Origin of the sequence: Micromonospora profundi (genome assembly GCF_011927785.1) — a bacterium.
Classification (GTDB): Bacteria; Actinomycetota; Actinomycetes; order Mycobacteriales; family Micromonosporaceae; genus Micromonospora; species Micromonospora profundi.
Genome location: NZ_JAATJK010000001.1, coordinates 2,152,944 through 2,176,538 on the forward strand (window position 1 = coordinate 2,152,944; position 23,595 = coordinate 2,176,538).

Sequence of the window (23,595 nt, forward strand, 5' to 3'; positions counted from 1 at the left end):
GCGCCGGCGTGACCAGGCGGATCGACCTGGGCGCCGGCCTCACCGGGCGGGGGAGGGCGGCGGCATGAGCCGACCGGGCTACGGCGGAGGCGACCTGCCCGCGGTGTTTCCGGACTGGTCTCCCTACCAGGACCTGGAGTCGGCGGCGCGGGCCTACCTGCGTGACCCGGACGTCGCCCTGGAGGCGCTCGGCGGGGTGTTGCGCGGCGCCTCGGTGCTCGGCTTCACACTGGAACGCTTCGTGAACGAGGTGAACGGCGTGTGGCAGGAGGTCGTCGTCTGCGACGGCAGCCGGCTGATCCTGTGGCACGGCGAGGACGTGCCGCCGGGGGAGGGGCCGCCGGGATCGATGACCTCGTCGTTGCGCGTGGTGCCGGTGTCCACGGTGACCGAGGTCGGCTGCCGGCGACGCCTCAACCGTTCCGAGAGCGGTGAGATCCGGGTCGACAGCATCGACGTCTACCTGCTGCTGTCCTCGCTGGACGAGGCGCCGCCGAGCGAGGACATGGCCGGTACGCCGCGACACGACGCACTGCGCTTCGGCAAGACCCTGGACGACGGCGGGGCCGGGCAGATCGCCCGGCTGGAGGAGTTCGCCCGGCTGGTCGCCTCGGTGGTCGGCAGGCCCCTGCTCTGAGGCGTACCCCCGGCCGGGCCGCGCGTGGCCCGGCCGGCGGTCGGCTCAGTCGTCCTCGGCGTCCGGGCCGGCCACCTCGACGCCGTCACCGCGGACGACGTGGATGCAGTCGCCCGGGCATTCCTTCGCGGAGTCGATCACTTCGAGTCGCAGGTGCTCGGGTACGTCGACCCGGCTGCCCGGCGCCATCCGCAGTTCACCGTCGGCGCCCTTGACGTACGCCAGCCCGTCGATGTCGAACTCGAAGACCTCCGGCGCGTACTGCACGCAGAGCCCGTCGCCCGTGCAGAGATCCTGGTCCACCCAGACCTGCAACTGATCGGTCGCGACCTCGGCCATTGGTGCACCCCCCATGTTCTCCCGTGCCACCACCCGACGGTACCCGAACGCCCGTACCGGCCCGGCAGACCACCCCTTGGCGATCAAGGTTCAGTGACGAGGGTGTTGCGTGGGACCGAATCGGGCTCATAGCGGCTAGTGTTAGCTCAGAACGTTCAAGCCCCCCGGGGAGGTGGGACGTGGCAGCACGCAGCGACGACGCGGACTCGCGCGCCGCACGGTGGGAGAAGGAAGCCCACGATCTCTCCACGCAGGTCGCGTTCCTTCAGGAGGAACTCGCTCTGGTGCGGCGTAAGTTGACCGAAAGCCCCCGACACGTCCGGCAGCTCGAAGAGCGGCTGGCGGCCACCCAGGCACAGTTGGCGCGGCTGACCGAGAACAACGACCGGCTGGTGAGCACCCTCAAGGAGGCTCGCACGCAGATCGTCACGCTCAAGGAGGAGATCGACCGCCTCGCGCAACCGCCGAGTGGCTACGGCGTCTTCCTGGCCAAGCACGAGGACGGGACGGTGGACGTGTTCACCGGCGGCCGCAAGCTGCGGGTCGCGGTCTCGCCCTCGTTGGACACGGCCGAGTTGCGTCGTGGTCAGGAGGTCCTGCTCAACGACGCGCTCAACATCGTCGACGCGTTCGGATACGAGCGGGTCGGCGAGGTGGTGATGCTCAAGGAGATCCTGGAGGGACCAGGCGGCGGGCCGGGTGACCGGGCGCTTGTGGTCTCCCACTCGGACGAGGAGCGCATCGTGCACCTCGCCGAGACGCTCATCGGCTCGGCGATCCGGGCCGGCGACTCGCTCATGATCGAGCCCCGCTCGGCGTACGCGTACGAGCGGATCCCGAAGAGCGAGGTCGAGGAGCTGGTCCTGGAGGAGGTGCCGGATGTCGACTACAGCGACATCGGTGGCCTCCAGTCGCAGATCGAGCAGATCCGCGACGCGGTGGAGTTGCCGTTCCTGCACGCGGACCTGTTCCGTGAGCACCAGCTCCGTCCGCCCAAGGGCATCCTGCTCTACGGGCCGCCCGGCTGCGGCAAGACGCTGATCGCCAAGGCGGTGGCCAACTCGTTGGCCAAGAAGATCGCCGAGCGGCAGGGCAAGGAGAAGCACACAAGCTTCTTCCTCAACATCAAGGGTCCGGAGCTGCTCAACAAGTACGTCGGCGAGACCGAGCGGCACATCCGGCTGATCTTCCAGCGGGCTCGGGAGAAGGCCGGCGAGGGCACGCCGGTGATCGTGTTCTTCGACGAGATGGACTCGATCTTCCGGACCCGTGGCTCCGGTGTCTCCTCCGACGTGGAGAACACCATCGTCCCGCAGTTGCTCAGCGAGATCGACGGCGTGGAGGGTCTGGAGAACGTCATCGTCATCGGCGCCTCCAACCGGGAAGACATGATCGACCCGGCGATCCTGCGTCCCGGTCGACTTGACGTGAAGATCAAGATCGAGCGGCCGGACGCCGAAGCGGCGAAGGACATCTTCTCCAAGTACATCCTCTCCGGGCTGCCGCTGCACCCGGACGACCTCGCCGAGCACGGAGCCGACCCCCAGGCCACCGTCGCGGCGATGATCGACGCCGTGGTGCTGCGGATGTACTCCGAAACCGAGGAGAACCGCTTCCTCGAAGTCACCTACGCCAACGGTGACAAGGAAGTCCTCTACTTCAAGGACTTCAACTCCGGCGCGATGATCCAGAACATCGTCGACCGGAGCAAGAAGATGGCCATCAAGGAGTTCCTCACCTCCGGTCGCAAGGGGCTGCGCCTGCAGCACCTGCTCGACGCCTGCGTCGACGAGTTCCGCGAGAACGAGGACCTCCCCAACACCACCAACCCCGACGACTGGGCCCGCATCTCCGGCAAGAAGGGTGAGCGGATCGTCTACATCCGCACGCTCGTCTCCGGCGGCAAGGGCGCAGAGGCCGGCCGGTCCATCGAGACCGCAAGCAACACCGGCCAGTACCTCTGAACCACCGGTAGCACCACGGAGCCCGGGACGCGCAACGTCCCGGGCTCCGTGGTGCCGCCCCCACCAGCCTCCGTCGGCACGCCAGCCGGGCACCCCGAGCTGTGGCACCGGATCACCGTCGCACCGAAGATCATCAAGTGCCGACGCGACGCCGCGAGGGGGCGACACCGGAACCCGGCTGCACCGGCGCGCCCCCCTCCCCGAACAGTCGGACTACGCTCGACATGACGGGGGACCGGGTCGGGCGAGCGAAGCGGGTAGGTCGATGAGCGTAAGACGGATCATGGGCACCGAGGTCGAGTACGGCATCTCCGTGCCCGGCCAGGCCGGAGCCAACCCGATGGTCACCTCGTCGCAGGTGGTAAACGCCTACGGGGCCCGGCCCGAGCTCAACCGGGGCGGGCGCGCCCGCTGGGACTACGAGGAGGAGTCGCCGCTGCGCGACGCCCGCGGCTTCACCTACTCCGGGGCCGCGTACGACCCCGCCGAGGCTCTCGCGGACGAGGACCTCGGCCTGGCCAACGTGATACTCACCAACGGCGCTCGGCTCTACGTGGACCACGCCCACCCCGAATACTCCACCCCCGAGGTCACCACCCCCCGGGACATCGTGCGCTGGGACAAGGCCGGCGAGCGGGTGATGGCCGAGGCGTCCCGCCGGGCCGCCACCATCCCCGGCACCCAGCCGATCCACCTCTACAAGAACAACACCGACAACAAGGGCGCGAGCTACGGCGCCCACGAGAACTACCTGATGCGCCGGCAGACGCCGTTCGCCGACATCGTGGCGTACCTGACGCCGTTCTTCGTCACCCGGCAGATCGTCTGCGGCGCGGGCCGGGTCGGCATCGGGCAGGACGGCGGTCAGAGCGGCTTCCAGATCTCCCAGCGTGCCGACTTCTTCGAGGTCGAGGTGGGCCTGGAGACCACGCTCAAACGGCCGATCATCAACACCCGCGACGAGCCGCACGCCGACGCCGACAAGTACCGCCGGCTGCACGTCATCATCGGCGACGCCAACCTCTCCGAGATCTCCACCTACCTCAAGGTCGGCACCACCGCGCTGATCCTCACGATGATCGAGGAGAAGGCGCTCACCGCCGATCTGGGCATCGCCGACCCGGTCAGCGAGTTGCGCGCGGTCAGCCACGACCCCTCCCTGTCGCACCTGATGCGGCTGCGCGACGGTCGCCGGCTCACCGCACTTGACCTGCAGTGGGCGTACCTGGAGCGGGTTCGGTCCTTTGTCGACGACCGCTACGGCACCGACGTCGACGAGCAGACCGCCGACGTGCTCGACCGGTGGGAGAGCGTGCTGGACCGGCTCGGCCGGGACCCGATGCTGTGCGCCGACGAGCTGGACTGGGTGGCCAAGCTGCGGCTGCTGGAGGGCTACCGCGAGCGGGAGAAGCTCGGCTGGGGCTCGCACAAGCTTCAGCTCGTCGACCTCCAGTACTCCGACGTACGGCCGGAGAAGGGCCTCTACCACCGGCTGGTCTCGCGGGGGGCGATGAAGACGCTGCTCACCGACGACGAGACCCGCACCGCGATGACCGAGCCGCCGGAGGACACCCGGGCCTACTTCCGTGGCCGCTGCCTCGCCCAGTACGCCTCCGAGGTGGTCGCCGCCAGCTGGGACTCGGTGATCTTCGACGTGGGCCGGGAGTCGCTGGTCCGGGTGCCGATGATGGAGCCGGAGCGGGGCACCCGCGCGCACGTCGGTGCGCTGTTCGACCGCTGCGCCAGCGCCAAGGACCTGCTGGAGACGTTGACCGGAGGCTGAATCCGCGTCCGGATGCCCGTCGTGTGCCGTAACCCGGCGCGCGGCGGGCTTTTCGTCGCCCAGGCGAGGTAAGTTCATCGCAGACGATCGTGGAGGAGGCAGCAATGGCCACTCATGACAGCGGCGGCCAGTCGCAGTCCGGCAAGTCCCGGCAGGGCGAGGAGATCGAGGACGTCACCACCGAGGCCAACCCCGAGGTGGCCGAGCGGCACGCCGAGATCACCGAGGACGTCGACGACCTGCTCGACGAGATCGACTCCGTCCTCGAAGAGAACGCCGAGGAATTCGTGAGGGGTTACGTACAAAAGGGAGGTCAGTGAGCATATAGGGTCAATTCGGACATGCCGAGAACGAGCGATGATCGGGACGGCCTTCGCCGCTGCCGAGATTGTGGCGAATGGAAGGCGCTCGATCAGTTCTGTGCGAGTTCGAAGAGACCGGAGGGGCGGGGCAGCTACTGCAAGCTCTGCTTCAACGAGCGGTCCAAGGCAAGCTACGCGCGTCGGGTGAAGGCGAAATTCGACCGTGAGGTGCGCCAAGGGCGCGTCGTGCCGGAGGGACACAAGCACTGCCCGGCCTGCGGCGAGGTCAAGCCGTTCGATGCCTTTCCCCGCAACCGGGCCGACACGTCCGGCTATGCCACCTACTGCAAGCCCTGCCACAACACCAGGACCAGAGAGACCAAAGAGCGGCTGTACGGCGGGACGCGCGAATACCACCTGCGGCGGCGTTACGGCGTCGGGGAGAAGGAGTTTCAGGAACTCCTCGCCGAGCAGGGCGGCGTCTGCGCCGTCTGTGGCCGCCCCGATCCGGAACATCTGGACCACGATCATCGCACCGGATGGGTGCGCGGGATACTCTGCTTCAACTGCAACGGTGGTCTTGGCCAGTTCCGTGACAGTCCCATGAGGCTGGCCAGGGCGATCACGTACCTGAGAGGAACCACGTGGCAGCGGGCTTTGATCCATCCGGGCGTCTACCAGATGTGTTCACCAACGCGGGGACGTCCTCCTTCACCACGTTCCTGAGTCGGGTGGCCCCCGAGATGCTGCCCGGACGGCGGCCGCTGCCGCCGGGCATGGCCGCCGACCTGGCGCCGCACGCGACAACCATCGTGGCCATCTCGGCCGCCGATGGCGTGGTGATGGCCGGCGACCGACGGGCCACCATGGGCAACCTGATCGCCCAGCGTGACATCGAGAAGGTGCACCCCGCCGACGCGTACTCGTTGGTCGGCATCGCGGGCACCGCGGGCATCGGCATCGAGCTGATGCGACTGTTCCAGGTGGAGTTGGAGCACTACGAGAAGATCGAGGGCGCGATGCTCTCGCTCGACGGCAAGGCCAACCGGCTGGCGTCGATGATCCGGGGCAACCTGGGTGCTGCCATGCAGGGTCTCGCGGTGGTGCCGCTGTTCGCCGGCTTCGACCTGGCCGCCGCCGACCCGGCGAAGGCCGGTCGGATCTTCAGCTTCGACGTGACCGGCGGCCCGTACGAGGAGACCGGTTACGACGCGATCGGCTCCGGTTCGCTCTTCGCGAAGTCGGCTCTGAAGAAGCGTTTCCGGGCCGGCCTGTCCGTCGAGGACGCGACCCGGCTCGCTGTCGAGGCGCTCTACGACGCGGCCGACGACGACACCGCGACCGGCGGACCGGACCTGACCCGCCGGATCTATCCGGTGGTGATGACCGCCACCGCCGAGGGCACCCGTCGGCTGACCGATCCCGAGACGGCAGCTATCGCCGAAGGTGTGGTCAGCGGCCGGATGGAGAACCCGGGCGGCTGAGCCCCGTCCACCCCCACCCGTCAGCAGTCGTCAGCACAGCGCCGTAAGGAGAACCGCCGCCGTGGCCATGCAGTTCTACGCCTCGCCCGAACAGATCATGCGCGACCGTTCCGAGCTGGCCCGCAAGGGCATCGCTCGGGGCCGCAGCGCGGTGGTCCTGAGCTACTCCGGCGGCGTGCTCTTCGTCGCGGAGAACCTCTCCAGTGCCCTGCACAAGGTCAGCGAGATCTACGACCGGATCGGCTTCGCCGCGGTCGGCCGCTACAACGAGTTCGAGAATCTGCGCCGGGCCGGTGTGCGGATGGCCGACCTGAACGGGCTCAGCTACGACCGGCGTGATGTCACAGGCCGCGCGCTGGCGAACGCCTTCGCGCAGACCCTCGGTGCGATCTTCACGGAGCAGTCGAAGCCGTTCGAGGTGGAGATCTGCGTGGCGGAGGTCGGGGCGACTGCCGAGGATGACGAGTTGTACCGGCTCACCTATGACGGCTCGGTCAACGACGAGCCGGGGCGGATGGCGATGGGTGGCCAGGCCGAGGCGATCACCGGGGTGCTGAAGTCGCAGCACCGTCCGGACATGTCCCTCGCCGAGGCGGCCCGCGTTGCGGTGCAGGCGTTGAGCGCCGTCGGCGGGGAGGGCGGCGCGGCCCGTACGATCGCCGCCAACCAGCTCGAGGTGGCGGTGCTGGACCGCCAGCGGGTGGGGCGTACGTTCCGCCGCATCACGGGCGCGGCCCTGACGGCGCTGCTGGACGGCGACGTCGCCGCCACGGACCAGCCGGCCGAGGCGGGCGGCCCGGACACGCCGGCGGTGCCGACAACGGAGCCGCACAAGCCGACGACGTCGGCGGGCTCCGCCGATCTGGAGGACAAGCCGGCCGACGGCAAGTAACACCAGCACTGCGAGCTGCCCACGGTGGCGGCAGCGCGGCGTCGCCTGCCGGCGGCCAGCGCTGCCGCCATCAGCCGTTGGTAAGCGCTGCCGCCTGCGCTGGTGATTGTTACCCAGGACGGCACCGACGTCCCTCTGACGAGGATGAACGTCCTGCGGCACGTACCCCCGCCTGGGAACTTCGGCCGGTCAGGCCGGGGCGGGGTTGACGAGCGCCTGGGTGGCGACGAACGCCGCGACGGCGAAGACGAGCCAGGCGAAGGCGCGTTGCAGCCGGTGGGTGGGCAGCCGGGTGGCGAGCCGGCCGGCGGCCAGCGAACCGATGATGGCCGCTGCGGTGAACGCCACTGTGATGCCGTAGTCGAGGGCGACGTCGCCGAGGTGGGCGGCGAAGCCGGCGGCGGAGTTGATGACGATGATGGCCAGTGAGGTGGCGACGGCGGTCGGCATGGTCAGGCCGAGCAGCAGGACCAGCGCGGGGATGATGAGGAAGCCGCCGCCGACGCCGAACAGGCCGGTGAGGAAGCCGACGCTGAGGCCGGCGGCGACAGATTTGGGCAGGCAGCCACGCCAGTTGATGCCGCCGCCGGGCAGGGCGCAGTCACCGCCGGAGTCGTCGGTGTCGCGCAGCATCCGTAGGCCGGCGACGACCATGAGGGCGGCGAAGCCGCCGAGGACGACGCGGGGGTCGAGGAGCCGGTTGACGGCGGCGCCGGCGAACGTCGCCGCCGCGCCCGTGCCGCCGATGACGGCGGCCAGGCGCCACCGCACCAGGCCGGCTCGCAGCCGGGGGAGCAGTGCGGTGGCCGACGAGACGCCGACCACGAGCAGGGACGTGGGGACCGCTGCGGCGAGCGTGAGGCCGGCACCGTAGACGAGGGCGGGGACGGCCAGGATCGAACCGCCCCCGCCGAGCAGGCCGAGCAGGACGCCGACGAGGGCACCCAACCCGATCGCGGCGATCATGCGTCACCTGCTCCCGGCCGACCCGCGCCGGTCGGCCGGGAACGTGTGCTGCTGCACCGACAGCGCATGGCGCTACCGCTGGTCCGTGGCGAGGGCCCTGACGACCTGGTCGACGGTGGTGCGGGGGCCACGGTTGTACGGGAGTTTGGCCAGCATCATGCCCATGGCGCAGGTGTTGGTGAGCGCGGCGACGGTGAGGCCGGCGCCGATGAACGCGGCGACCCACTTGACCGGCTCGACAAGGGCGCTGACGAGCACAGCGACCAGGACGATGCTGCCGGCGACGAGGCGGACCTGCCGTTCGAGATCCCAGCGGGGTGTGCCCGTGGTGACCGGTGCGTGAGCGGCCTGCCAGGCGTTGATGCCGCCGGTGAGGACCCGTACGTTCGGCAGGCCGGCAGTGGCGAGAGCCTGCTCGGCCTGGGCGGCGCGCTGCCCGGAGCGGCAGACGAGCACGACCTGCTCGTCGAGGTGGGCGCGGAGTTCGTCGCGGTGCTCGCGCAGCAGGTCCAGCGGCACGTTGTAGGCGCCGGGGATGTGCGCGCTCTCGAACTCGGCAGGGGTACGCACGTCGATCAGTCGAGGTGCCTGGCCGGTGCCGATGAGGTCCTGCAGGGCGGCGACGTCGAGGCTGGCCGGGATGCTTGTGGGCGTGGTCATGTGGTGCTGTTGCTCCTATTCGGTTTCGGGGGAGGGGTCAGTTTCCGGGGACGGTGGGCAGGCCGGCGTCAGCGGCGACGGCGTAGGAGTCGTCGATGTGCACGACCTCGCGGCCGGCTCGTTGCAGCAGGCTGCTGGCGATCGCTGCCCGGTAGCCGGAGCCGCAGTGCACCCACACCGTGCCGGCCGGTACGTCGTCGAGCCGGTGTGGCAGGTCGGGCAGCGGGATGTGGGTCACGCCGTCGATGTGCTCGGTACGCCATTCGTTCGTCATGCGTACGTCGAGCACCACGTCGGCGGCGGGCAGGCCGGAGTTGCCGGCGCGGGCGGCGGCGAGGTCGGCGAAGGACGCCGTGGTGAGGGTGGACAGTCGGGAGTCGTCGTCGGCGGCCCACTGCTCGGGGCTGCCGGTGGCTGCGGCGGCGGGCCTGTCGATCCCGATGCGGGCCAGTTCCCGCTGCGCGTCGGCGACCTGCTGCTCGCTGTCGCCGAGGAGGGTGATCGGTGCGCCCCACGGTGCCATCCAGCCCAGCCAGGTCGACATCGGGCCGTCGAGGCCGAAGCTCAGGGTGCCGGTGAGGTGCCGGTGCGCGAACGCCTTGCGGGCGCGCAGGTCGACCACCCACTCCCCGTCGGCGATCCGCTGAGCCAGCGCGGCCGGGTCGGCGACGGCGACCGGGGTGAGGTCGACGAGGTCGGCGCCCGCGGTGTTACGGGCACCCATGTGCGCGTAGTAGGCCGGGTAGGCGTCCAACCCGGCGAGGGTCTGCTTGACGAAGTCGTCGGCCTCCAGGCGCAGCGCCGGGTTGGCGGTGCGTTCCCGGCCGATTGTCGACTCGGGGGCGTCGGACTGGGTGGCGGAGCAGAAGCTGCCGAAGCCGTGGGTGGGCCACACCTGGGCGCCGTCGGGCAGGAGGTCGGCCAGCCGGTGCGCGGAGGCGTACTGACGCTCGGCGAGGGTGTGGGCGTGCTGCTTGCCGAGCAGGTCGGTGCGGCCTGTGGTGCCGAACAGCAGGGAGCCGCCGGTGAACACACCCACCGGGCCGTCGTCGCCGTCGAGGACGTAGGACAGGTGGTGGAAGGTGTGCCCGGGGGTGCCCACGACCCGCAGCCGCATCCGCTCCGACACCGTGATCGTGTCACCGTCGGTGACCGGCCGCCGCTCGAAGTCGACCTCGTCGTCGGCCGCGACCAGGTACGTCGCGCCGGTGAGCCGGGCGAGGGCGAGCCCTCCCGAGACGTAGTCGTTGTGCAGGTGGGTCTCGGCGACGTGTGTGATGCGTACGCCGAGACTGCCGGCCAGCGCCAGGAGACGGTCGATGTCGCGTTGCGGGTCGACGACGATCGCCACCTCGCCGTCGTGGGCAAGATAGCTGCGGTCTCCCAGGGACGAGGTCTGCACGACCTCCACACTCAGGTCCGTCACTGCTCTATCTCCTCGTTCGGTTGCGGTAGGTAGGTAAGCGGCCGGTCTCGGCCCGAGCCGGGCCGCGGGCGAGCCGGGCCGCGGGGCGATCGGCCAGCCGGCGCCGGGGTCTGTCGTCAGCCCAGCGGGTGTACGGCGACCAGCCCGCCGCGAGGGCACGCAGTCGCCAGGACGGGCACCTCGAGGGGCGGCTGCGTCGATCGGCGCGTTTCACCCAGCGGCGGGTTGGTTGGCCGTTGTGCCCCATCTCGCCGTGCTGGCGCGGCTCTTTCAGCCCTTGTCGCGCAGGTGGCATCCGCCAGCGGATACCCCGGGTGACCTGGAATGCACCGGTCGTCCTCCGTCTCCGTAGGTCAGGAGAGGGCCAGGAACAGCTTTTCGAGTTCTTCCTCGCTCATCGGCGGCTCCTCGCCGCGCCCGCGAGCAGCCTGGCACTCCCGCATGCCGGTGGCGATGATCTTGAAGCCTGCCCGGTCGACAGCGCTGGAAACGGCGGCCAGTTGGGTGAGGACCCGCTTGCAGTCGTCACCGTTCTCGATCATCGCGATCACGGCGCCGAGTTGCCCCTGCGCCCGCTTCAGTCGGGTCAGCGCGTCCTTCAGCATGATCGGACCCATCTCCATGCGCACCCACCTCCTTCGCCAGGATACCCCGGGGGGTATATCCAAACCCTACTGCCTGGATCCAACATACCCCCGGGGGTATGTGTTCCGCCCGCGACGGTGCTGGGCGTCACCCGCCCCCATCCGGGCGCACCCAGATCCACCTTCCGGCGGCCCTGGCCCGGCGTCGGGCTGCCCCGGCCCGGCGTCGGCGAACCGACGAATCGCCCACCGTATGGGGTTCGGGAAGCCGTGCTTGATGTACAGGTCGTACTCGTTGTCGCGCGTCGGCACTCGGCGCAGCCCAGCCACGATCAACTCGCCTTCCTGCAAGCCGGGGCATCGGAGGATCTGGGACACCCCGATTTGCAGGAAAGCGAGTCGATCACGGGACTCAGGACGCGGCGGCACGCTGGCGAGCACCGCGCGGCGGCGTCGACGACCTACGGGTCGGCGCCGTAGGCCAGCATGACCACCACGCTGAGCCGGGACGGCACCGGCCGCGTTCGCCACCGCGCAGGTGGCAGTCGCCGCCGGCGGGACGGCACCGGGGTCATGCCCCTCCGGTCACTCCCGGCGTGACAGCCTCCCGTACCTCGGGCGACGGTACGGAACCCACACCGGAGGTGCGGGCGCGCAGCAGGACGATCATCGTGGCGGCGACCACGGCGGAGCCGATCGCGTAACCGAGTTCGACCCGCAGCGTGGTGGCGACCGGGGCGAGGGTGGCGACGACAAGCGCCGCCACGCCCACGGCCCACGCGGCGGCCTGCGCCCGGTGCCGGTCGAGGGCGAGCAGTCCTTGACCGAGGACCATCGCCCACAGGTAGGCGAGGGTGGCGACCGAGAGCCAGGCGAAGTCACCGTGGCCCAGGACGGCCGGCGCGTCGAAGAGGGTCTGCACCAGCCACGGGCCGAGCAGCACGGCGACCACGCCGCCGGCCAGGGCGAGTGCGGTGACCACGCCCAGTGCCCGGCGCAGAAGGCTGTGGAAGCCGGCGCGGTCGCCGGTGGCGGCGGTGGTGGCGAGGCCGGGCAGCAGGGATGCCTGCAACGAGGCGAAGACGAACAGCGGGATTCGTACCAGGACGAGCGCGGAGAGCAGCGCGCCGGCGGTGGCGACGTCGGACGGGTCCAGCACCTTGACGTTGATCACGCCGATGTTGACCACGACCTGGGAGAGCAGGCTGGACACGATGAGCAGGCCGAGGCCGCGCAGGAACGATGCCCAGGCGACCGGGACGCCGCCGCCGATGGCCCGCAGCACCGGCGGGGCGGTGAGTGCCACACCGACAAGCGGGGCGACGATCAGCACCGCGCCGAACCACACGGGGGAGGTGACCCCGGTGAGGCCGAGCACGGCGACGAGGGCGATGCGCAGACCGCCGTCGACGCCGAGCTGGGTGCCGTACCAGGGGAACAGTTGCAGGCCGGAGAGCACACCGCGGGTGGTGTGCGCGACGGCGAGCGCGGCGAGCGACCCGATCAGCACGGTGACCATGCGGCTGTCGCCGGCGAAGAACCGGTCGGTGAGCGGGCCCCGGGCGGCGATGATCAGCGCGACGATGGCCACGAGCAGGCCGAGGGCCAGGGCAGCCCCGCGGGCCAGCACCGGTCCGGGCGACAGGCCCTGGCTGTGCCGCCCGGCCACGAGCCGGGCGACCTCCTGCTCGACGGGCATGAACAGGCCGATGCCCAGGGTGAAGACGATCGACCAGAGCACCGACAGCGACGAGTAGTCCGCCTTGGTGAGGCTGTGCCCGGCGACAGCCAGGTGGACGTAGGAGGCGAGCCCCAGCAGGGCCAGGCCCGCGCCGACGGCGAGGGTGCCCGGTGGGACCAGACTCAGAATCCGCCGGATCACCGGCGGATGAGCGCCAACGTGAGTACGGCGAAGGCGCGGCCGAGGTAGATCATCGCCTTGGCCGGCGAGTGGCTGGGGGTGCCCGCCATCCGCTTGCGCATGGCCACCGGCACCTGACGGATGGTGTAGCCGCGCCGGGCGGTGTGCACGAGCGTCTCGACGGTGTCGCCCAGGTACTCCACCGGATACCAGCTGGCGAACATGTCGATCACCCGCCGGTTGGCGGCCCGGAACCCGGAGGTGGTGTCGGTGAGCTTGGTGCGGGCCACCCGGGACAGCACGCCGGAGAGCATGACCATCGCCCAGCGGCGGGGGCCGCGGACGCTGTAGTCGCCCTCGCCGGCGAACCGGGCACCGATCACCAGGTCCGTCTCGTCGAGCAGGTCGACGAGCTTCGGCACGTACCGGGGATCGTGCTGGCCGTCCGCGTCGATCTGGATGGCCACGTCGTAGTCGTGGTCCCGCGCGTACCGGTAGCCCAGCCGCATGGCCCCGCCGACACCCAGGTTGTACGGGAGTTTCGCGACCCGGGCGCCGGCAGCGGCGGCCACGGCGGCGGTGCGGTCGGTGGAGCCGTCGTCGACGACGAGGACGTCGACGCCCGGCAACTCGCCACGGACCTCGCCGACCACGTCGGCGATCGAGCCGGACTCGTTGAGCGCCGGAATGATGATCAGGACCCGCTTGCCGTTAACCATCGTGCGACACCAGTTCGTCTCGGGCCGCCCGGTCCGCCTCGATCTCGGCGCGGAGCAGGGCGAAGTCTTCTGCAAGGGTGCGGGTCTCTTCCTCCAGGGCGCTGACCTCCCAGCTGAGGTGCACGCAGACCAGCAGCAGGAAGACGATGCCGAGGAAGAGCACCAGGCTCACGCCGGAGGCGACGCCGAGCAGTTCGGCCACGTTGTCCAGCAGGCGGGGGAAGAGCGACAGCGGGATGATGATCACCAGGACGCCGAGCCAGAGCATGCCGTACTTCTCGCGGAGCTGGCGGCGGCGCAGCAGCTCGACGATCGTGGCCAGCAGTATCAGGCCGGTCAAGCCGGTGACGAGGGTGAGCTTCATGCGACCTTCCACGGGGCGGGTGGAGCGGCGGAGGCGAACGCGGCGGCCAGGGTGGTGAGCCAGCCCGCAGGGGGTGGCACACGCGTGGCGGCCCGACGGCCGTTCCCTAGCAGACTGTACGCCGATCGGGGGGCGGAACGGGGGGACCGGTCGTCGCGAATCGGCCGGTTCCGGGCGGAGTCCGGGCCGTGCGGCGCCGACACCGATCGGCCCAGGCCGGACCAGATGGTACGGCCGGGGCCGGTGACGAGCAGGCGGGTCATGCGGGCGGTGCGACCTTCAACGGCTCCCACCAGGCCCGGTTGTCGCGGTACCACTGCACGGTCTGCGCCAGGCCGTCGGCGAGGTCGATGCTCGGGGCGTACCCCAGCTCTTCGTTGATCTTGGTGATGGCCAGCGAGTAGCGGCGGTCGTGGCCCTTGCGGTCGGCGACCGGAACGACCCGGTCCCAGCCGGCGCCGCAGGCGTCCAGGAGCAGACCGGTGAGCTCCTTGTTTGTCAGCTCGGTGCCGCCGCCGATGTTGTAGACCTCACCGGCGCGACCCCTCTGCTGGACCAGCCCGATGCCCCGGCAGTGGTCGTGCACGTGCAGCCAGTCGCGGACGTTGCCACCGTCGCCGTAGAGCGGCACGGTGCCACCGTCGAGCAGGTTGGTGACGAACAGCGGGATGACCTTCTCCGGGAACTGGTACGGCCCGTAGTTGTTGGAGCAGCGGGTGACCACCACGTCCATGCCGTGGGTGCGGTGGTAGGCGAGCGCGAGCAGGTCCGAGCCGGCCTTCGACGCCGAGTACGGGGAGTTCGGGGCCAGCGGCCACGTCTCGGTCCAGGAACCCTCGTCGATCGACCCGTACACCTCGTCGGTGGAGACGTGCACGAACCGGGCGGTGCCGTGCCGCAGGGCGGCGTCCAACAGCGTCTGGGTGCCCAGCACGTTTGTGGTGACGAACGGCGCGGCACCGGCGATCGACCGGTCGACGTGCGATTCGGCGGCGAAGTGCACGATCACGTCGTGCCCGGCGACCACCTCGTCGACGGTGTCCGGGTCGCAGATGTCGCCCCGCACGAAGCGCAACCGGGGGTCGGCGCGCACCGGCTCCAGGTTGGCCAGGTTGCCCGAGTACGTCAGCTTGTCGAGCACTGTCACGGCGGTGGGATCGACCGCGGGCACGCCCGAGGCGCTGCCACCAGGCACGCCGAGCAGCATGCGGACGTATTCCGAACCGATGAAGCCGGCACCGCCGGTGACGAGGATCCTCACGGGTCCAGGAGTGTACGCGAAACGGACGGTCGGTCGGGGGCGGCGACCACCGACATGCCGGCGGCCGGTTGCGGCTAAGCTCCCCCGGTGCGCGGAATCCTACTCGCCGGCGGCACCGGTTCCCGGCTCTGGCCGATCACCCGGGCAGTGTCCAAGCAGCTGATGCCGGTCTTCGACAAGCCGATGATCTACTATCCCCTCTCCACCCTGGTCATGTCCGGGGTTCGGGAGATCCTGGTGATCACCACACCGGAGGACCAGGACCAGTTCCGCCGGCTGCTCGGCGACGGAAGCCAGTTCGGGTTGCGGCTCGAGTACGTCACGCAGGCCCGCCCGGAGGGCATCGCGCAGGCGTTCGTGCTGGGCGCCGACTTCATCGGCGACGAATCGGTCGCGCTGATCCTCGGTGACAACATCTTCCACGGCGTCGGCCTGGGCCGGCAGTTGGCCGCCCACAGCGACCTGGTCGGCGGCCGGGTGTTCGCCTACCCGGTGGCCAACCCCGAGGCGTACGGCGTCGTCGACTTCGACGCCGACGGCCGGGTGCTCTCGATCGAGGAGAAGCCGGTCCGGCCGAAGTCCCGCTACGCGGTGCCCGGCCTGTACTTCTACGACAACCGGGTCGTCGAGATCGCCGGCAAGCTCACCCCGAGCGCCCGGGGCGAGCTGGAGATCACCGCGATCAACGAGACGTACCTGGAGCGCGGCGAGCTGTCCGTCACCCTGCTCGACCGGGGCACCGCCTGGCTCGATACCGGCACGTTCAACTCGATGATGCAGGCCGGCGAGTTCGTCCGGGTCATCGAGGAGCGGCAGGGCCTGAAGGTCGGCTGTATCGAGGAGGTGGCCTGGCGGGCCGGCCTCATCGACGACGACCAGTTGCGTGCCCTCGCCGAGCCGTTGACCAAGAGCGGCTACGGCGACTATCTGCTCGGCCTGCTGGCCGAGAAGCACGAGCGGCAGGGGCAACGATGAAGATCCGCGAGCTGGGCATCGAGGGCGCCTGGGAGATCACCCCGCAGCAGCACGGCGACCCGCGCGGCATGTTCATGGAGTGGTACCGCTTCGACAAGCTCGCCGAGGCGGTCGGCCACCCACTGCGCCTGGCGCAGGCCAACATGTCGGTCTCCGCGCGGGGTGTGGTGCGCGGCATCCACTTCGCCGACGTCCCTCCGGGCCAGGCCAAGTACGTCACCTGCGTACGCGGCGCCGTCCTCGACGTGATCGTGGACCTGCGGGTGGGCTCGCCGACCTTCGGCCGGTGGGAGGGCGTCCGGCTGGACGACACCGACCGGCAGGCGGTCTACCTCAGCGAGGGTCTCGGGCACGGCTTCTGCGCCCTTACCGACGACGCGACGTTGAGCTACCTCTGCTCGGCCACGTACAACCCGACAGGTGAGCACGCCGTGCACCCGCTGGACGGGGAGTTGGCCATCGAATGGCCTGCGGACGTACCGCTGCTGTCCGCGCGCGACGACGCGGCGCCGACGCTCGCCCAGGCCCGCGAGAGCGGCCTGCTGCCGGAGTACGACAACTGCCGGCGGTTCGTGGCGAGCCTCGGGCCGGACGGAATGTCGCACTCAACCGGTATGTGACCACGCCCGAAACACCACCTGTGGTGTGACAGTGACGAACGGGGCCTCCGGGCGGCTAATGTCACACCATGGAGCGGCGAATCTTCGGCCTCGAGACCGAGTACGGCGTCACCTGCACCTATCGCGGGCAGCGGCGGCTGTCCCCGGACGAGGTCGCGCGGTATCTGTTCCGTCGCGTCGTGTCCTGGGGCCGGTCGAGCAACGTGTTCCTGCGCAATGGGGCCCGGCTCTACCTGGACGTCGGGTCGCACCCGGAGTACGCCACACCGGAGTGCGACTCGGTGACCGACCTGGTCGCCCACGACCGGGCCGGCGAGCGGATCCTGGAAGGGCTGCTCGTCGACGCGGAGAAGCGACTGCACGACGAGGGCATCGCAGGTGAGATCTACCTGTTCAAGAACAACACCGACTCGGCCGGCAACTCGTACGGCTGCCACGAGAACTACCTGGTGTCCCGGCACGGAGAGTTCGGCCGGCTCGCCGACGTACTCATCCCGTTCCTTGTCACCCGGCAGTTGATCTGCGGGGCCGGCAAGGTGCTGCAGACCCCGCGCGGCGCGGTCTACTGCCTGTCGCAGCGGGCCGAGCACATCTGGGAGGGCGTCTCCTCGGCGACCACCCGCAGCCGCCCGATCATCAACACCCGCGACGAGCCGCACGCCGACGCCGAGCGCTACCGGCGGCTGCACGTCATCGTCGGCGACTCCAACATGAACGAGGTCACCACGCTGCTCAAGGTCGGCACCGCCGACATCGTGCTGCGGATGATCGAGGCCGGTGTGGTGATGCGCGACCTGTCGCTGGAGAACCCGATCCGGGCGATCCGCGAGGTGTCACACGACATCACCGGCCGGCGCAAGGTCCGGTTGGCCTCCGGCAAGGAGGTCAGCGCGCTGGACATCCAGCAGGAATACCTGGCCAAGGCCACCGAGTTCGTCGAGCGCCGGGGCGGCGACCAGGCCGCCAAACGGGTCGTCGAGCTGTGGGGCCGGGTCCTGCACGCGGTCGAGACCGGCGACCTGGAGCCGGTCTCCCGGGAGATCGACTGGGTCAGCAAGCTGCGGCTGATCGAGCGCTACCAGCGCAAGCACGACCTGCCGCTGTCACACCCCCGGGTGGCCCAACTGGACCTGGCCTACCACGACGTACGCCGCGGACGTGGCCTCTACGGGCTGCTGGAGCGTCGCGGCGAGGTCGACCGGGTGACCACCGACCCGGAGATCTTCGAGGCGAAGGAGACCCCGCCGCAGACCACCCGGGCGCGGCTGCGCGGCGAGTTCATCAGGCACGCCCAGGAGAAGCGCCGGGACTTCACAGTCGACTGGGTGCACCTCAAGCTCAACGACCAGGCGCAGCGCACAGTGCTCTGCAAGGACCCGTTCCGCGCGTACGACGAGCGGGTGGAGCGGTTGATCGCCAGCATGTGACGGTCGTGCCGGTCCCGTCGGTGGTCACCGCCGGCGGGGCCGACCGGCCCGGTAGGCTGGGCGCGCCATGACGACTTCTGGACCTTCCGACGGCTCCGAGCGCGGCTCGCGGCAGAACTGGGTCGAGCGGCGGCGGGAGAAGATCCGCGCCGAGATCGACCGCAACCGGCGCGGTGACTACACAGTGCCGACGTGGGTGCTGGCCCTGGCCCTGGCCCTCATCGTGGGCGGCTGGCTAGCCCTGATCTTCCTCGCGTAGTCCCCGCCGCCTTGCGCGTCGATCATGGAGTTGTGGTGCCTGAGTTCTGACGATTCGCCGCCTTCGTCCACCACCACAACTCCATGATCGACGAAGTTGGGGTTGGGGTTGGGGTTGGGGTTCGGGTTACGGGGTTGGGGTTCCCGGGGCTCGGGGGAGGTGGGTTACTGCTTGGCGGCCGGCGGCTGCTGCTGCCAGGAAGTAGGCGTGGTCGGCGTCGAGGCCGCGGCCCATCGTGGACAGTGGCACCGGGGTGGCCCGCAGGGCGGCGTCGAGGCCAGCGGTGGGCACCCGCACGATCCGGTGCCGGGCCGCCAGCGGCGCCAGCGCCGCGTCGACCTCGGCGGCCAGCGCCAGGGGCAGGTCGTCGGGCACCACCAGTTCCGCCGGGGCGAGCGCCACCCGGCCGTACGCGGTGAGGCTGTGGTGCGACACGCCCCGGTGCCGGGGACGGGCGTCGGCGTCGGAGATCCGCAGCGAGCCGACCGCGTGGCCGCCGAGCGTGGCGATCGCGTTGACGGCTTCGCCGACTGCCACTCCGGAGAAACCCCAGCGGGTGCCTGTGCCCAGGTTGCCGGGCCCCTGCGCCACGATTGCCACGTCGGCGTCGAGCACGTGGCGGGCGGCGAGCAGGCCGCCGTGCAGTGAGGTGGCCTCCAGGTCGCCGCCGAACGACTGCCCGACGGTGATCGTGCCGGCTAGCTCGCCTCGTAGCCCGGCGAGGGTGCGGGAGAACCACGCCGGCAGTGCTCCGCCGTCGGTCAGCAGGTACGCCACCCGGGCGTGCGGGGCGTCGGCCCGGATGCCGGCCAGGATCGCCGGCAGCGCCGAGTGCAGGTCGGCGGTGACCACTGGCATCCCGCCCAGGTCGTCGGCGTCGGCCAGCACATCCCGGTACGGCGACGCCTCCTCGTCGACGCCGAGCAGGATCGGCTGCAGCGGGGTGTAGCGGGCCTTGACGAGGTGCCCGGCATCGCGGGTGTCGCCGACGTCCGGCGGGTCCGGCGGCAGCCGGTCCGGCAGTGCCACCACGAGGGCGTACCCGCCGGTGCCGAGCCCCATCAGCAGCGCGCCGGCGTTGAGCAGCACCCGGTCGCCGGGCTCGGGGTTGCCGACCAGTTCGGGGTACGCGAGCGCCCGCATCCGTGTGCCGTCGGGCAGATCGACGTCGAGTTCCACCGCCCCGGTCCACTGCCGTCGCAGTGCCGCCACCGTCCCCGCCCGCCATCGCACCATGACGGGAAACGCTAGCGGCGCGTGCGCGCAGCCCCGCGCCCGGGTGCTGGGGCGGTCAGCTCGGGTCGGGTTCGCCGCCGGCGTCCTCACTCGGTTGGGCCTGGGTGTCGCGGGCTGTTCCGGCGGCACCGGGCAGCGACCGGGTCGGGTCGAGGAAGACGTACCGGATCGCCGGATACCGCCCGGTGAGCCGCCGTTCGGCCTCGTCGGCGGTGGCCTCGATGGCCGCGCCGGTGGCGTCGTCGCGGAAGTCGACCTTCGCGGCGACCAGGACGTCGTCCGGGCCGAGCTGCATCGTCAGCAGGGTGTCGATCCGCTCCACCTCGGGCAGGCCGGCCAGGTCGTGCTCGATCTCGCGACGCAGCCGCTCCGGGACCGACCGGCCGACAAGCAGCGACAGGTTGTTGCTGGCCAGGATGCCCGCGACGGTCAGCAGCAGCAGCCCGATCAGGATCGAGGCGATGCCGTCCCACAGCTCGTCGCCGGTGGCCTCGGAAAGACCGACGCCGAGTGCGGCAATCAGCAGCCCGATCAGCGCCGCGCTGTCTTCCAGGAAGACCGCCTTGACGGTGGTGTCGGCGGTCAGGCGCAGGAACCGCCGGGGTGTGGTCTGCCACCGCCGGGACTCGCGGCGGACCTGCCGCACGGCCCGCGCCAGCGAGATGGACTCGATGACGAACGAGACGGCAAGCACGACGTACGAGATCAGGTAGTCGCCGCTGTGCTCGTGCACCAGGATGGTGGTGACACCGTGGGTGACGGCGAAACCGGCACCGGCCACGAAGGTGAACATGGCGGCGAAGAACGCCCAGACGTAGCTTTCCTTGCCGTACCCGAAGGGGTGTTGGGGGTCGGCCGGCCGTGCGCCCCGGCGTAGCGCCTGGAAGAGCAACACCTCGGTGGTGGTGTCGGCGACCGAGTGCGCCGCCTCGGAGAGCATCGCCGCCGAGCCGGAGATCAGTCCGGCAACCAGCTTCGCGACGGCGATCGCGAGGTTGGCGGCACCGGCCACGACCACCGTTGCGACGCTCTCGCTCTCGGTCTTCGCCCCCGCTTCCGCCATGAGGGCCACACTATGGCCGGCGTCGGACACACGCAGTGGACACCGCCGATCCGAACAAGTGTGCGGCACGCCCGCGCGGGTGCACGCCTGCGGCGTGTCGGCTGCTAGCGTCTACCCGTGTCGCGGACCCGCACCGAACGCCTGGTCAACCTGGTGATCTGCCTGCTGTCCACGCGACGGTTCCTGACCGCCGCGCAGATCGCCGCGACCGTGCCCGGTTACGAGCACGATCCGGACGACGCGCGTGACCACGAGGCGTTCCAGCGCAAATTCGAACGGGACAAGGCCGAGCTGCGCGAGCTGGGTGTCCCACTGGAGACCGGCACGGCCAGCGTCTTCGACGCCGAGCCGGGTTACCGCATCGCCCACCGCGAGTACGCGTTGCCCGACATCCCGCTCGAGCCGGACGAGGCAGCCGCGGTGGGCATCGCCGCCCGTCTGTGGCAGCACGCCGGGCTGGCGGCCGCCGCGTCGTCCGGGCTGGCCAAGCTGCGTGCCGCAGGCGTGGACGTCGACCCGCAGGCCACCCTCGGTCTGGAGCCGATGGTCACCGTCGACCCGGCGTTCGCGCCGCTGACCAGCGCCGCGCGGGACCGCCGCGAGGTGGGGTTCGACTACCGCATACCTGACCGGGACGCGCCCAGCCGTCGACGGTTGCAGCCCTGGGGCGTGGTGTGCTGGCGTGGCCGGTGGTATGTGGTCGGCCATGACCTGGACCGCGAGGCCACCCGCTGCTTCCGCCTGTCCCGCGTCGTCGGCACGGTCCGGGTGACCGGCGCCCCCGGCGCCTACGAGCCGCCCGCCGGGGTGGACCTGATCAGCCACGTCGCGCGCTGGTCCGGCCCGGTGGAGCACACCGGCCGTGCCACGGTGCTTGCCGCGCCGGGCCGGGCCGCCGGCCTGCGCCGCTGGGCGGTGGAGGTGACCGCCGGCCCGGACGGCGACCTGCTCACCCTGCCGTACTCCGACCCGGACGGGCTGGCCGGGCAACTCATCGGGTACGGCCCGGACGTGCGGGCGCTCGACCCGCCGGAGGTCCGCGAGGCGGTCATCCAGCGACTCAAGGAGATCGCCGCCCGGCACGACGAGCTGGCCGTCACGGGAGGTGCCCGGTGACCCGGCCGGCCTCCCGAACCTCCGCCGACCGGCTGGCCCGGCTGCTCAACCTGGTGCCCTACCTGCTTGCCCGGCCCGGCATCGAGATCGCCGAGGCGGCCGGCGACCTGGGCGTCACCGAACGCCAGCTCCGGGAGGACCTGGAGCTGCTCTGGGTGTGCGGGCTGCCCGGTTACGGTCCCGGCGACCTGATCGACATGGCGTTCGACGGTGACCGGGTGACAATCACCTACGACGCGGGGATCGACAGGCCGCTGCGGCTCACCCCCGACGAGGCGCTCGCGCTCGTGGTGGCGCTGCGGATGCTCGCCGAGACGCCCGGGGTGGCCAACCGGGAGGCCATCGAACGGGCCCTCGCCAAGATCGAGGACGCCGCTGGTGACCTGGTGGGCGCCCCGGTGGCGGTCCGGCTGCCTGGCGACGCCCGGCGCGTCGAGGCGCTGCGCGCCGCCGTGGAGGGCGGCCGGGCGCTGCGGATCGTCTACTACACCGCCGCCCGGGACGAGACCACCGAGCGCGTCATCGACCCGCTGCGGATGCTGATGGTCGGCGGCCGGGCGTACGTCGAGGCGTGGTGCCGGCGCGCGGAGGCGGTCCGGCTGTTCCGCGCCGACCGGATCGACGCGATCACCGAGCTGGACGAGCCGGCCACCGTTCCGCCGCAGGCCGTCCCGCACGATCTCGCCGGGGGAGTCTTCCGCCCCTCGCCAGACCTGCCGTTGATCACCCTGCGCATCGGGCGGAGCGAGCGGTGGATCACCGAGTACTACCCGTGTGAGCGGGTGGAGGCCGGCGACGGCGACCAGTGGCTCGTCTCGCTGCGGGTGACCGACCTCAGCTGGGCCCGCCGGTTCGTGCTGGGGCTCGGCCCGGGTGCCACGGTGGTCGCCCCGGTCGAGCTGGCCGAGCAGGTCCGGGCCACGGCAGCCGCCGCCCTCGATGCGTATGCCGTACCCGCGCCCGCCGCCGGGTCTGGAGGGTCCGGGCCCGACACCGCCGCTGCCCCGGACGCCGGCTCCGAGGCTGCGGCCCGTGACATCGCGACGTCCGGCTCAGCGGCGTCCTAGGCCCGACTCTGGTCAGGCCGACGCACGATCGGCGACGGTGGCCGGGGCAGCCCGCTCACGATGGAACGAGTGGCATCCGCGGCGCGGCATGGCCACCTGTTCCTGCATACGGCACGCTCGTCCGGCAGTGGCCGAGCGCACCCAGTAGGCTGTCCGTCGTGCTGATCTGGATCGTGCTCGCGGTGGTGCTGCTCCCGCTCGTGGCGCTCGCGCTGGCCGTACGACCGGTGTTGTCCCGGCTGCCCCACCTGCGTCGCGCCTCGGTGGCATTGCAGCGGCGGGCCGCCGAGGCCGAGGCGCTGCGGGAGACCGCCGAGGCGTTGCAGCAGCGCGCCGAGGGAATCCAACAGCAACTCGACACCGCCCAGCATCATCTCGCCCTCATCAAGGCCAAGCGCAGCTGATCGACGGGCGTCATCGGCCCCTCCGGCCAGGGCGGGCGTACACCCCGGGTGACCTGTGGGGCGACGGTTGACGGATGATCGTGGGTGGTCGAGACTTCACCCGGCCGGGCCTGATCATCACCGCCCCGGCAGGTGGCATTCCGCTCGTCCGCACGTACGATGGGCTGCGTACCACCCCCGGACACA

The 23,595-nt window shown here is 70.8% G+C and carries 25 protein-coding genes; 14 read left to right on the forward strand and 11 right to left on the reverse strand.

Going from position 1 to position 23,595, the window contains the following annotated elements; translation table 11 throughout:
* Positions 1 to 64 precede the first annotated feature (64 nt).
* On the forward strand, positions 65 to 637 hold the full coding sequence (locus tag F4558_RS09400) for a hypothetical protein (RefSeq protein WP_053661352.1): 573 nt from the start codon (positions 65 to 67) through the stop codon (positions 635 to 637).
* Between the two features lie 45 nt (positions 638 to 682).
* Here the strand turns inward: F4558_RS09400 and F4558_RS09405 are convergent, their stop codons facing one another.
* Complete coding sequence (locus F4558_RS09405) at positions 683 to 976, reverse strand: ferredoxin (protein WP_053661350.1); 294 nt, start codon at positions 974 to 976, stop codon at positions 683 to 685.
* Positions 977 to 1,155: 179 nt separating this feature from the next.
* Between F4558_RS09405 and arc the strand changes: the two genes are divergently transcribed.
* The 6 genes from arc to prcA all read left to right on the forward strand — a co-directional run bounded on the left by arc (position 1,156) and on the right by prcA (position 7,401).
* On the forward strand, positions 1,156 to 2,940 hold the full coding sequence (arc, locus tag F4558_RS09410) for a proteasome ATPase (protein ID WP_053661348.1): 1,785 nt from the start codon (positions 1,156 to 1,158) through the stop codon (positions 2,938 to 2,940).
* Between the two features lie 265 nt (positions 2,941 to 3,205).
* Positions 3,206 to 4,723, forward strand: coding sequence for a depupylase/deamidase Dop (gene dop, locus F4558_RS09415; protein WP_053661345.1), 1,518 nt, complete (start codon positions 3,206 to 3,208; stop codon positions 4,721 to 4,723).
* Between the two features lie 104 nt (positions 4,724 to 4,827).
* The gene (locus F4558_RS09420) at positions 4,828 to 5,043 is read left to right on the forward strand and encodes a ubiquitin-like protein Pup (RefSeq protein ID WP_030332902.1); all 216 of its coding nucleotides are present in this window, start codon (positions 4,828 to 4,830) and stop codon (positions 5,041 to 5,043) included.
* Between the two features lie 186 nt (positions 5,044 to 5,229).
* Positions 5,230 to 5,751 carry an endonuclease VII domain-containing protein gene (locus tag F4558_RS09425; RefSeq protein WP_231640254.1) on the forward strand — a complete coding sequence of 174 codons (522 nt, stop codon included), beginning with the start codon at positions 5,230 to 5,232 and terminating at the stop codon, positions 5,749 to 5,751.
* Complete coding sequence (gene prcB, locus F4558_RS09430) at positions 5,670 to 6,509, forward strand: proteasome subunit beta (protein WP_197281689.1); 840 nt, start codon at positions 5,670 to 5,672, stop codon at positions 6,507 to 6,509. Before F4558_RS09425 ends, prcB begins: the two co-directional genes overlap by 82 nt.
* 61 nt (positions 6,510 to 6,570) lie before the next feature.
* Positions 6,571 to 7,401, forward strand: a complete 831-nt coding sequence (prcA, locus tag F4558_RS09435; RefSeq protein WP_167943804.1) for a proteasome subunit alpha — start codon at positions 6,571 to 6,573, stop codon at positions 7,399 to 7,401.
* Between the two features lie 189 nt (positions 7,402 to 7,590).
* Here the strand turns inward: prcA and F4558_RS09440 are convergent, their stop codons facing one another.
* From F4558_RS09440 to rfbB, 8 genes are all read right to left on the reverse strand, one after another.
* Positions 7,591 to 8,367 (reverse strand): sulfite exporter TauE/SafE family protein, encoded by a 777-nt coding sequence (locus F4558_RS09440; protein ID WP_053661340.1) that lies wholly within the window; start codon positions 8,365 to 8,367, stop codon positions 7,591 to 7,593.
* A gap of 72 nt (positions 8,368 to 8,439) precedes the next feature.
* Positions 8,440 to 9,027 carry a rhodanese-like domain-containing protein gene (locus tag F4558_RS09445; protein ID WP_167943805.1) on the reverse strand — a complete coding sequence of 196 codons (588 nt, stop codon included), beginning with the start codon at positions 9,025 to 9,027 and terminating at the stop codon, positions 8,440 to 8,442.
* 37 nt (positions 9,028 to 9,064) lie between these two features.
* Complete coding sequence (locus F4558_RS09450; protein ID WP_053661336.1) at positions 9,065 to 10,453, reverse strand: MBL fold metallo-hydrolase; 1,389 nt, start codon at positions 10,451 to 10,453, stop codon at positions 9,065 to 9,067.
* A 353-nt stretch (positions 10,454 to 10,806) separates the two neighbouring features.
* Positions 10,807 to 11,058 carry a metal-sensitive transcriptional regulator gene (locus tag F4558_RS09455; RefSeq protein ID WP_369814859.1) on the reverse strand — a complete coding sequence of 84 codons (252 nt, stop codon included), beginning with the start codon at positions 11,056 to 11,058 and terminating at the stop codon, positions 10,807 to 10,809.
* A 550-nt stretch (positions 11,059 to 11,608) separates the two neighbouring features.
* Complete coding sequence (locus tag F4558_RS09460; protein ID WP_167943806.1) at positions 11,609 to 12,919, reverse strand: polysaccharide biosynthesis protein; 1,311 nt, start codon at positions 12,917 to 12,919, stop codon at positions 11,609 to 11,611.
* Positions 12,916 to 13,617: a glycosyltransferase family 2 protein gene (locus tag F4558_RS09465; RefSeq protein WP_053661329.1), complete on the reverse strand. Its 702-nt coding sequence runs from the start codon at positions 13,615 to 13,617 to the stop codon at positions 12,916 to 12,918. The genes F4558_RS09460 and F4558_RS09465 overlap by 4 nt, the downstream gene beginning before the upstream one ends.
* Positions 13,610 to 13,981 carry a DUF2304 domain-containing protein gene (locus F4558_RS09470; RefSeq protein ID WP_053661327.1) on the reverse strand — a complete coding sequence of 124 codons (372 nt, stop codon included), beginning with the start codon at positions 13,979 to 13,981 and terminating at the stop codon, positions 13,610 to 13,612. The genes F4558_RS09465 and F4558_RS09470 overlap by 8 nt, the downstream gene beginning before the upstream one ends.
* Before the next feature lie 259 nt (positions 13,982 to 14,240).
* On the reverse strand, positions 14,241 to 15,242 hold the full coding sequence (gene rfbB, locus F4558_RS09475; RefSeq protein WP_053661322.1) for a dTDP-glucose 4,6-dehydratase: 1,002 nt from the start codon (positions 15,240 to 15,242) through the stop codon (positions 14,241 to 14,243).
* 87 nt (positions 15,243 to 15,329) lie between these two features.
* On the opposite strand from rfbB, the gene rfbA reads away from it, so the two are divergent.
* From rfbA to F4558_RS09495, 4 genes are all read left to right on the forward strand, one after another.
* Positions 15,330 to 16,217 carry a glucose-1-phosphate thymidylyltransferase RfbA gene (gene rfbA, locus F4558_RS09480; RefSeq protein WP_053661320.1) on the forward strand — a complete coding sequence of 296 codons (888 nt, stop codon included), beginning with the start codon at positions 15,330 to 15,332 and terminating at the stop codon, positions 16,215 to 16,217.
* Entirely contained in the window at positions 16,214 to 16,837 is a 624-nt protein-coding gene (gene rfbC / locus F4558_RS09485; protein WP_053661318.1) for a dTDP-4-dehydrorhamnose 3,5-epimerase, read from the forward strand. The genes rfbA and rfbC overlap by 4 nt, the downstream gene beginning before the upstream one ends.
* A gap of 68 nt (positions 16,838 to 16,905) precedes the next feature.
* Complete coding sequence (pafA, locus tag F4558_RS09490; RefSeq protein ID WP_053661316.1) at positions 16,906 to 18,264, forward strand: Pup--protein ligase; 1,359 nt, start codon at positions 16,906 to 16,908, stop codon at positions 18,262 to 18,264.
* Positions 18,265 to 18,331: 67 nt separating this feature from the next.
* The gene (locus F4558_RS09495) at positions 18,332 to 18,523 is read left to right on the forward strand and encodes a hypothetical protein (RefSeq protein WP_053661315.1); all 192 of its coding nucleotides are present in this window, start codon (positions 18,332 to 18,334) and stop codon (positions 18,521 to 18,523) included.
* 126 nt (positions 18,524 to 18,649) lie between these two features.
* On the opposite strand, the gene F4558_RS09500 is transcribed toward F4558_RS09495, so the two are convergent.
* Both F4558_RS09500 and F4558_RS09505 read right to left on the reverse strand, forming a co-directional pair.
* Positions 18,650 to 19,759: a DUF3866 family protein gene (locus F4558_RS09500; protein ID WP_167943807.1), complete on the reverse strand. Its 1,110-nt coding sequence runs from the start codon at positions 19,757 to 19,759 to the stop codon at positions 18,650 to 18,652.
* Between the two features lie 55 nt (positions 19,760 to 19,814).
* Complete coding sequence (locus F4558_RS09505) at positions 19,815 to 20,822, reverse strand: cation diffusion facilitator family transporter (RefSeq protein ID WP_167943808.1); 1,008 nt, start codon at positions 20,820 to 20,822, stop codon at positions 19,815 to 19,817.
* 117 nt (positions 20,823 to 20,939) lie between these two features.
* Between F4558_RS09505 and F4558_RS09510 the strand changes: the two genes are divergently transcribed.
* The 3 genes from F4558_RS09510 to F4558_RS09520 all read left to right on the forward strand — a co-directional run bounded on the left by F4558_RS09510 (position 20,940) and on the right by F4558_RS09520 (position 23,409).
* On the forward strand, positions 20,940 to 21,938 hold the full coding sequence (locus tag F4558_RS09510) for a helix-turn-helix transcriptional regulator (protein ID WP_053661309.1): 999 nt from the start codon (positions 20,940 to 20,942) through the stop codon (positions 21,936 to 21,938).
* Positions 21,935 to 23,005: a helix-turn-helix transcriptional regulator gene (locus F4558_RS09515; protein ID WP_053661307.1), complete on the forward strand. Its 1,071-nt coding sequence runs from the start codon at positions 21,935 to 21,937 to the stop codon at positions 23,003 to 23,005. Before F4558_RS09510 ends, F4558_RS09515 begins: the two co-directional genes overlap by 4 nt.
* A gap of 158 nt (positions 23,006 to 23,163) precedes the next feature.
* The gene (locus F4558_RS09520; RefSeq protein WP_167943809.1) at positions 23,164 to 23,409 is read left to right on the forward strand and encodes a hypothetical protein; all 246 of its coding nucleotides are present in this window, start codon (positions 23,164 to 23,166) and stop codon (positions 23,407 to 23,409) included.
* The last annotated feature ends 186 nt before the right edge of the window (positions 23,410 to 23,595 follow it).

Bases quoted from the DNA above. Each gene is read 5' to 3' on its own strand.
- F4558_RS09400 (WP_053661352.1), top strand. From the start codon at position 65: ATGAGCCGACCGGGCTACGGCGGAGGCGACCTGCCCGCGGTGTTTCCG.
- F4558_RS09405 (WP_053661350.1), bottom strand. From the start codon at position 976: ATGGCCGAGGTCGCGACCGATCAGTTGCAGGTCTGGGTGGACCAGGAT.
- dop (WP_053661345.1), top strand. From the start codon at position 3,206: ATGAGCGTAAGACGGATCATGGGCACCGAGGTCGAGTACGGCATCTCC.
- F4558_RS09420 (WP_030332902.1), top strand. From the start codon at position 4,828: ATGGCCACTCATGACAGCGGCGGCCAGTCGCAGTCCGGCAAGTCCCGG.
- F4558_RS09440 (WP_053661340.1), bottom strand. From the start codon at position 8,367: ATGATCGCCGCGATCGGGTTGGGTGCCCTCGTCGGCGTCCTGCTCGGC.
- F4558_RS09445 (WP_167943805.1), bottom strand. From the start codon at position 9,027: ATGACCACGCCCACAAGCATCCCGGCCAGCCTCGACGTCGCCGCCCTG.
- F4558_RS09455 (WP_369814859.1), bottom strand. From the start codon at position 11,058: ATGCTGAAGGACGCGCTGACCCGACTGAAGCGGGCGCAGGGGCAACTC.
- F4558_RS09465 (WP_053661329.1), bottom strand. From the start codon at position 13,617: ATGGTTAACGGCAAGCGGGTCCTGATCATCATTCCGGCGCTCAACGAG.
- F4558_RS09470 (WP_053661327.1), bottom strand. From the start codon at position 13,981: ATGAAGCTCACCCTCGTCACCGGCTTGACCGGCCTGATACTGCTGGCC.
- rfbC (WP_053661318.1), top strand. From the start codon at position 16,214: ATGAAGATCCGCGAGCTGGGCATCGAGGGCGCCTGGGAGATCACCCCG.
- pafA (WP_053661316.1), top strand. From the start codon at position 16,906: ATGGAGCGGCGAATCTTCGGCCTCGAGACCGAGTACGGCGTCACCTGC.
- F4558_RS09495 (WP_053661315.1), top strand. From the start codon at position 18,332: ATGACGACTTCTGGACCTTCCGACGGCTCCGAGCGCGGCTCGCGGCAG.
- F4558_RS09500 (WP_167943807.1), bottom strand. From the start codon at position 19,759: ATGGTGCGATGGCGGGCGGGGACGGTGGCGGCACTGCGACGGCAGTGG.
- F4558_RS09505 (WP_167943808.1), bottom strand. From the start codon at position 20,822: ATGGCGGAAGCGGGGGCGAAGACCGAGAGCGAGAGCGTCGCAACGGTG.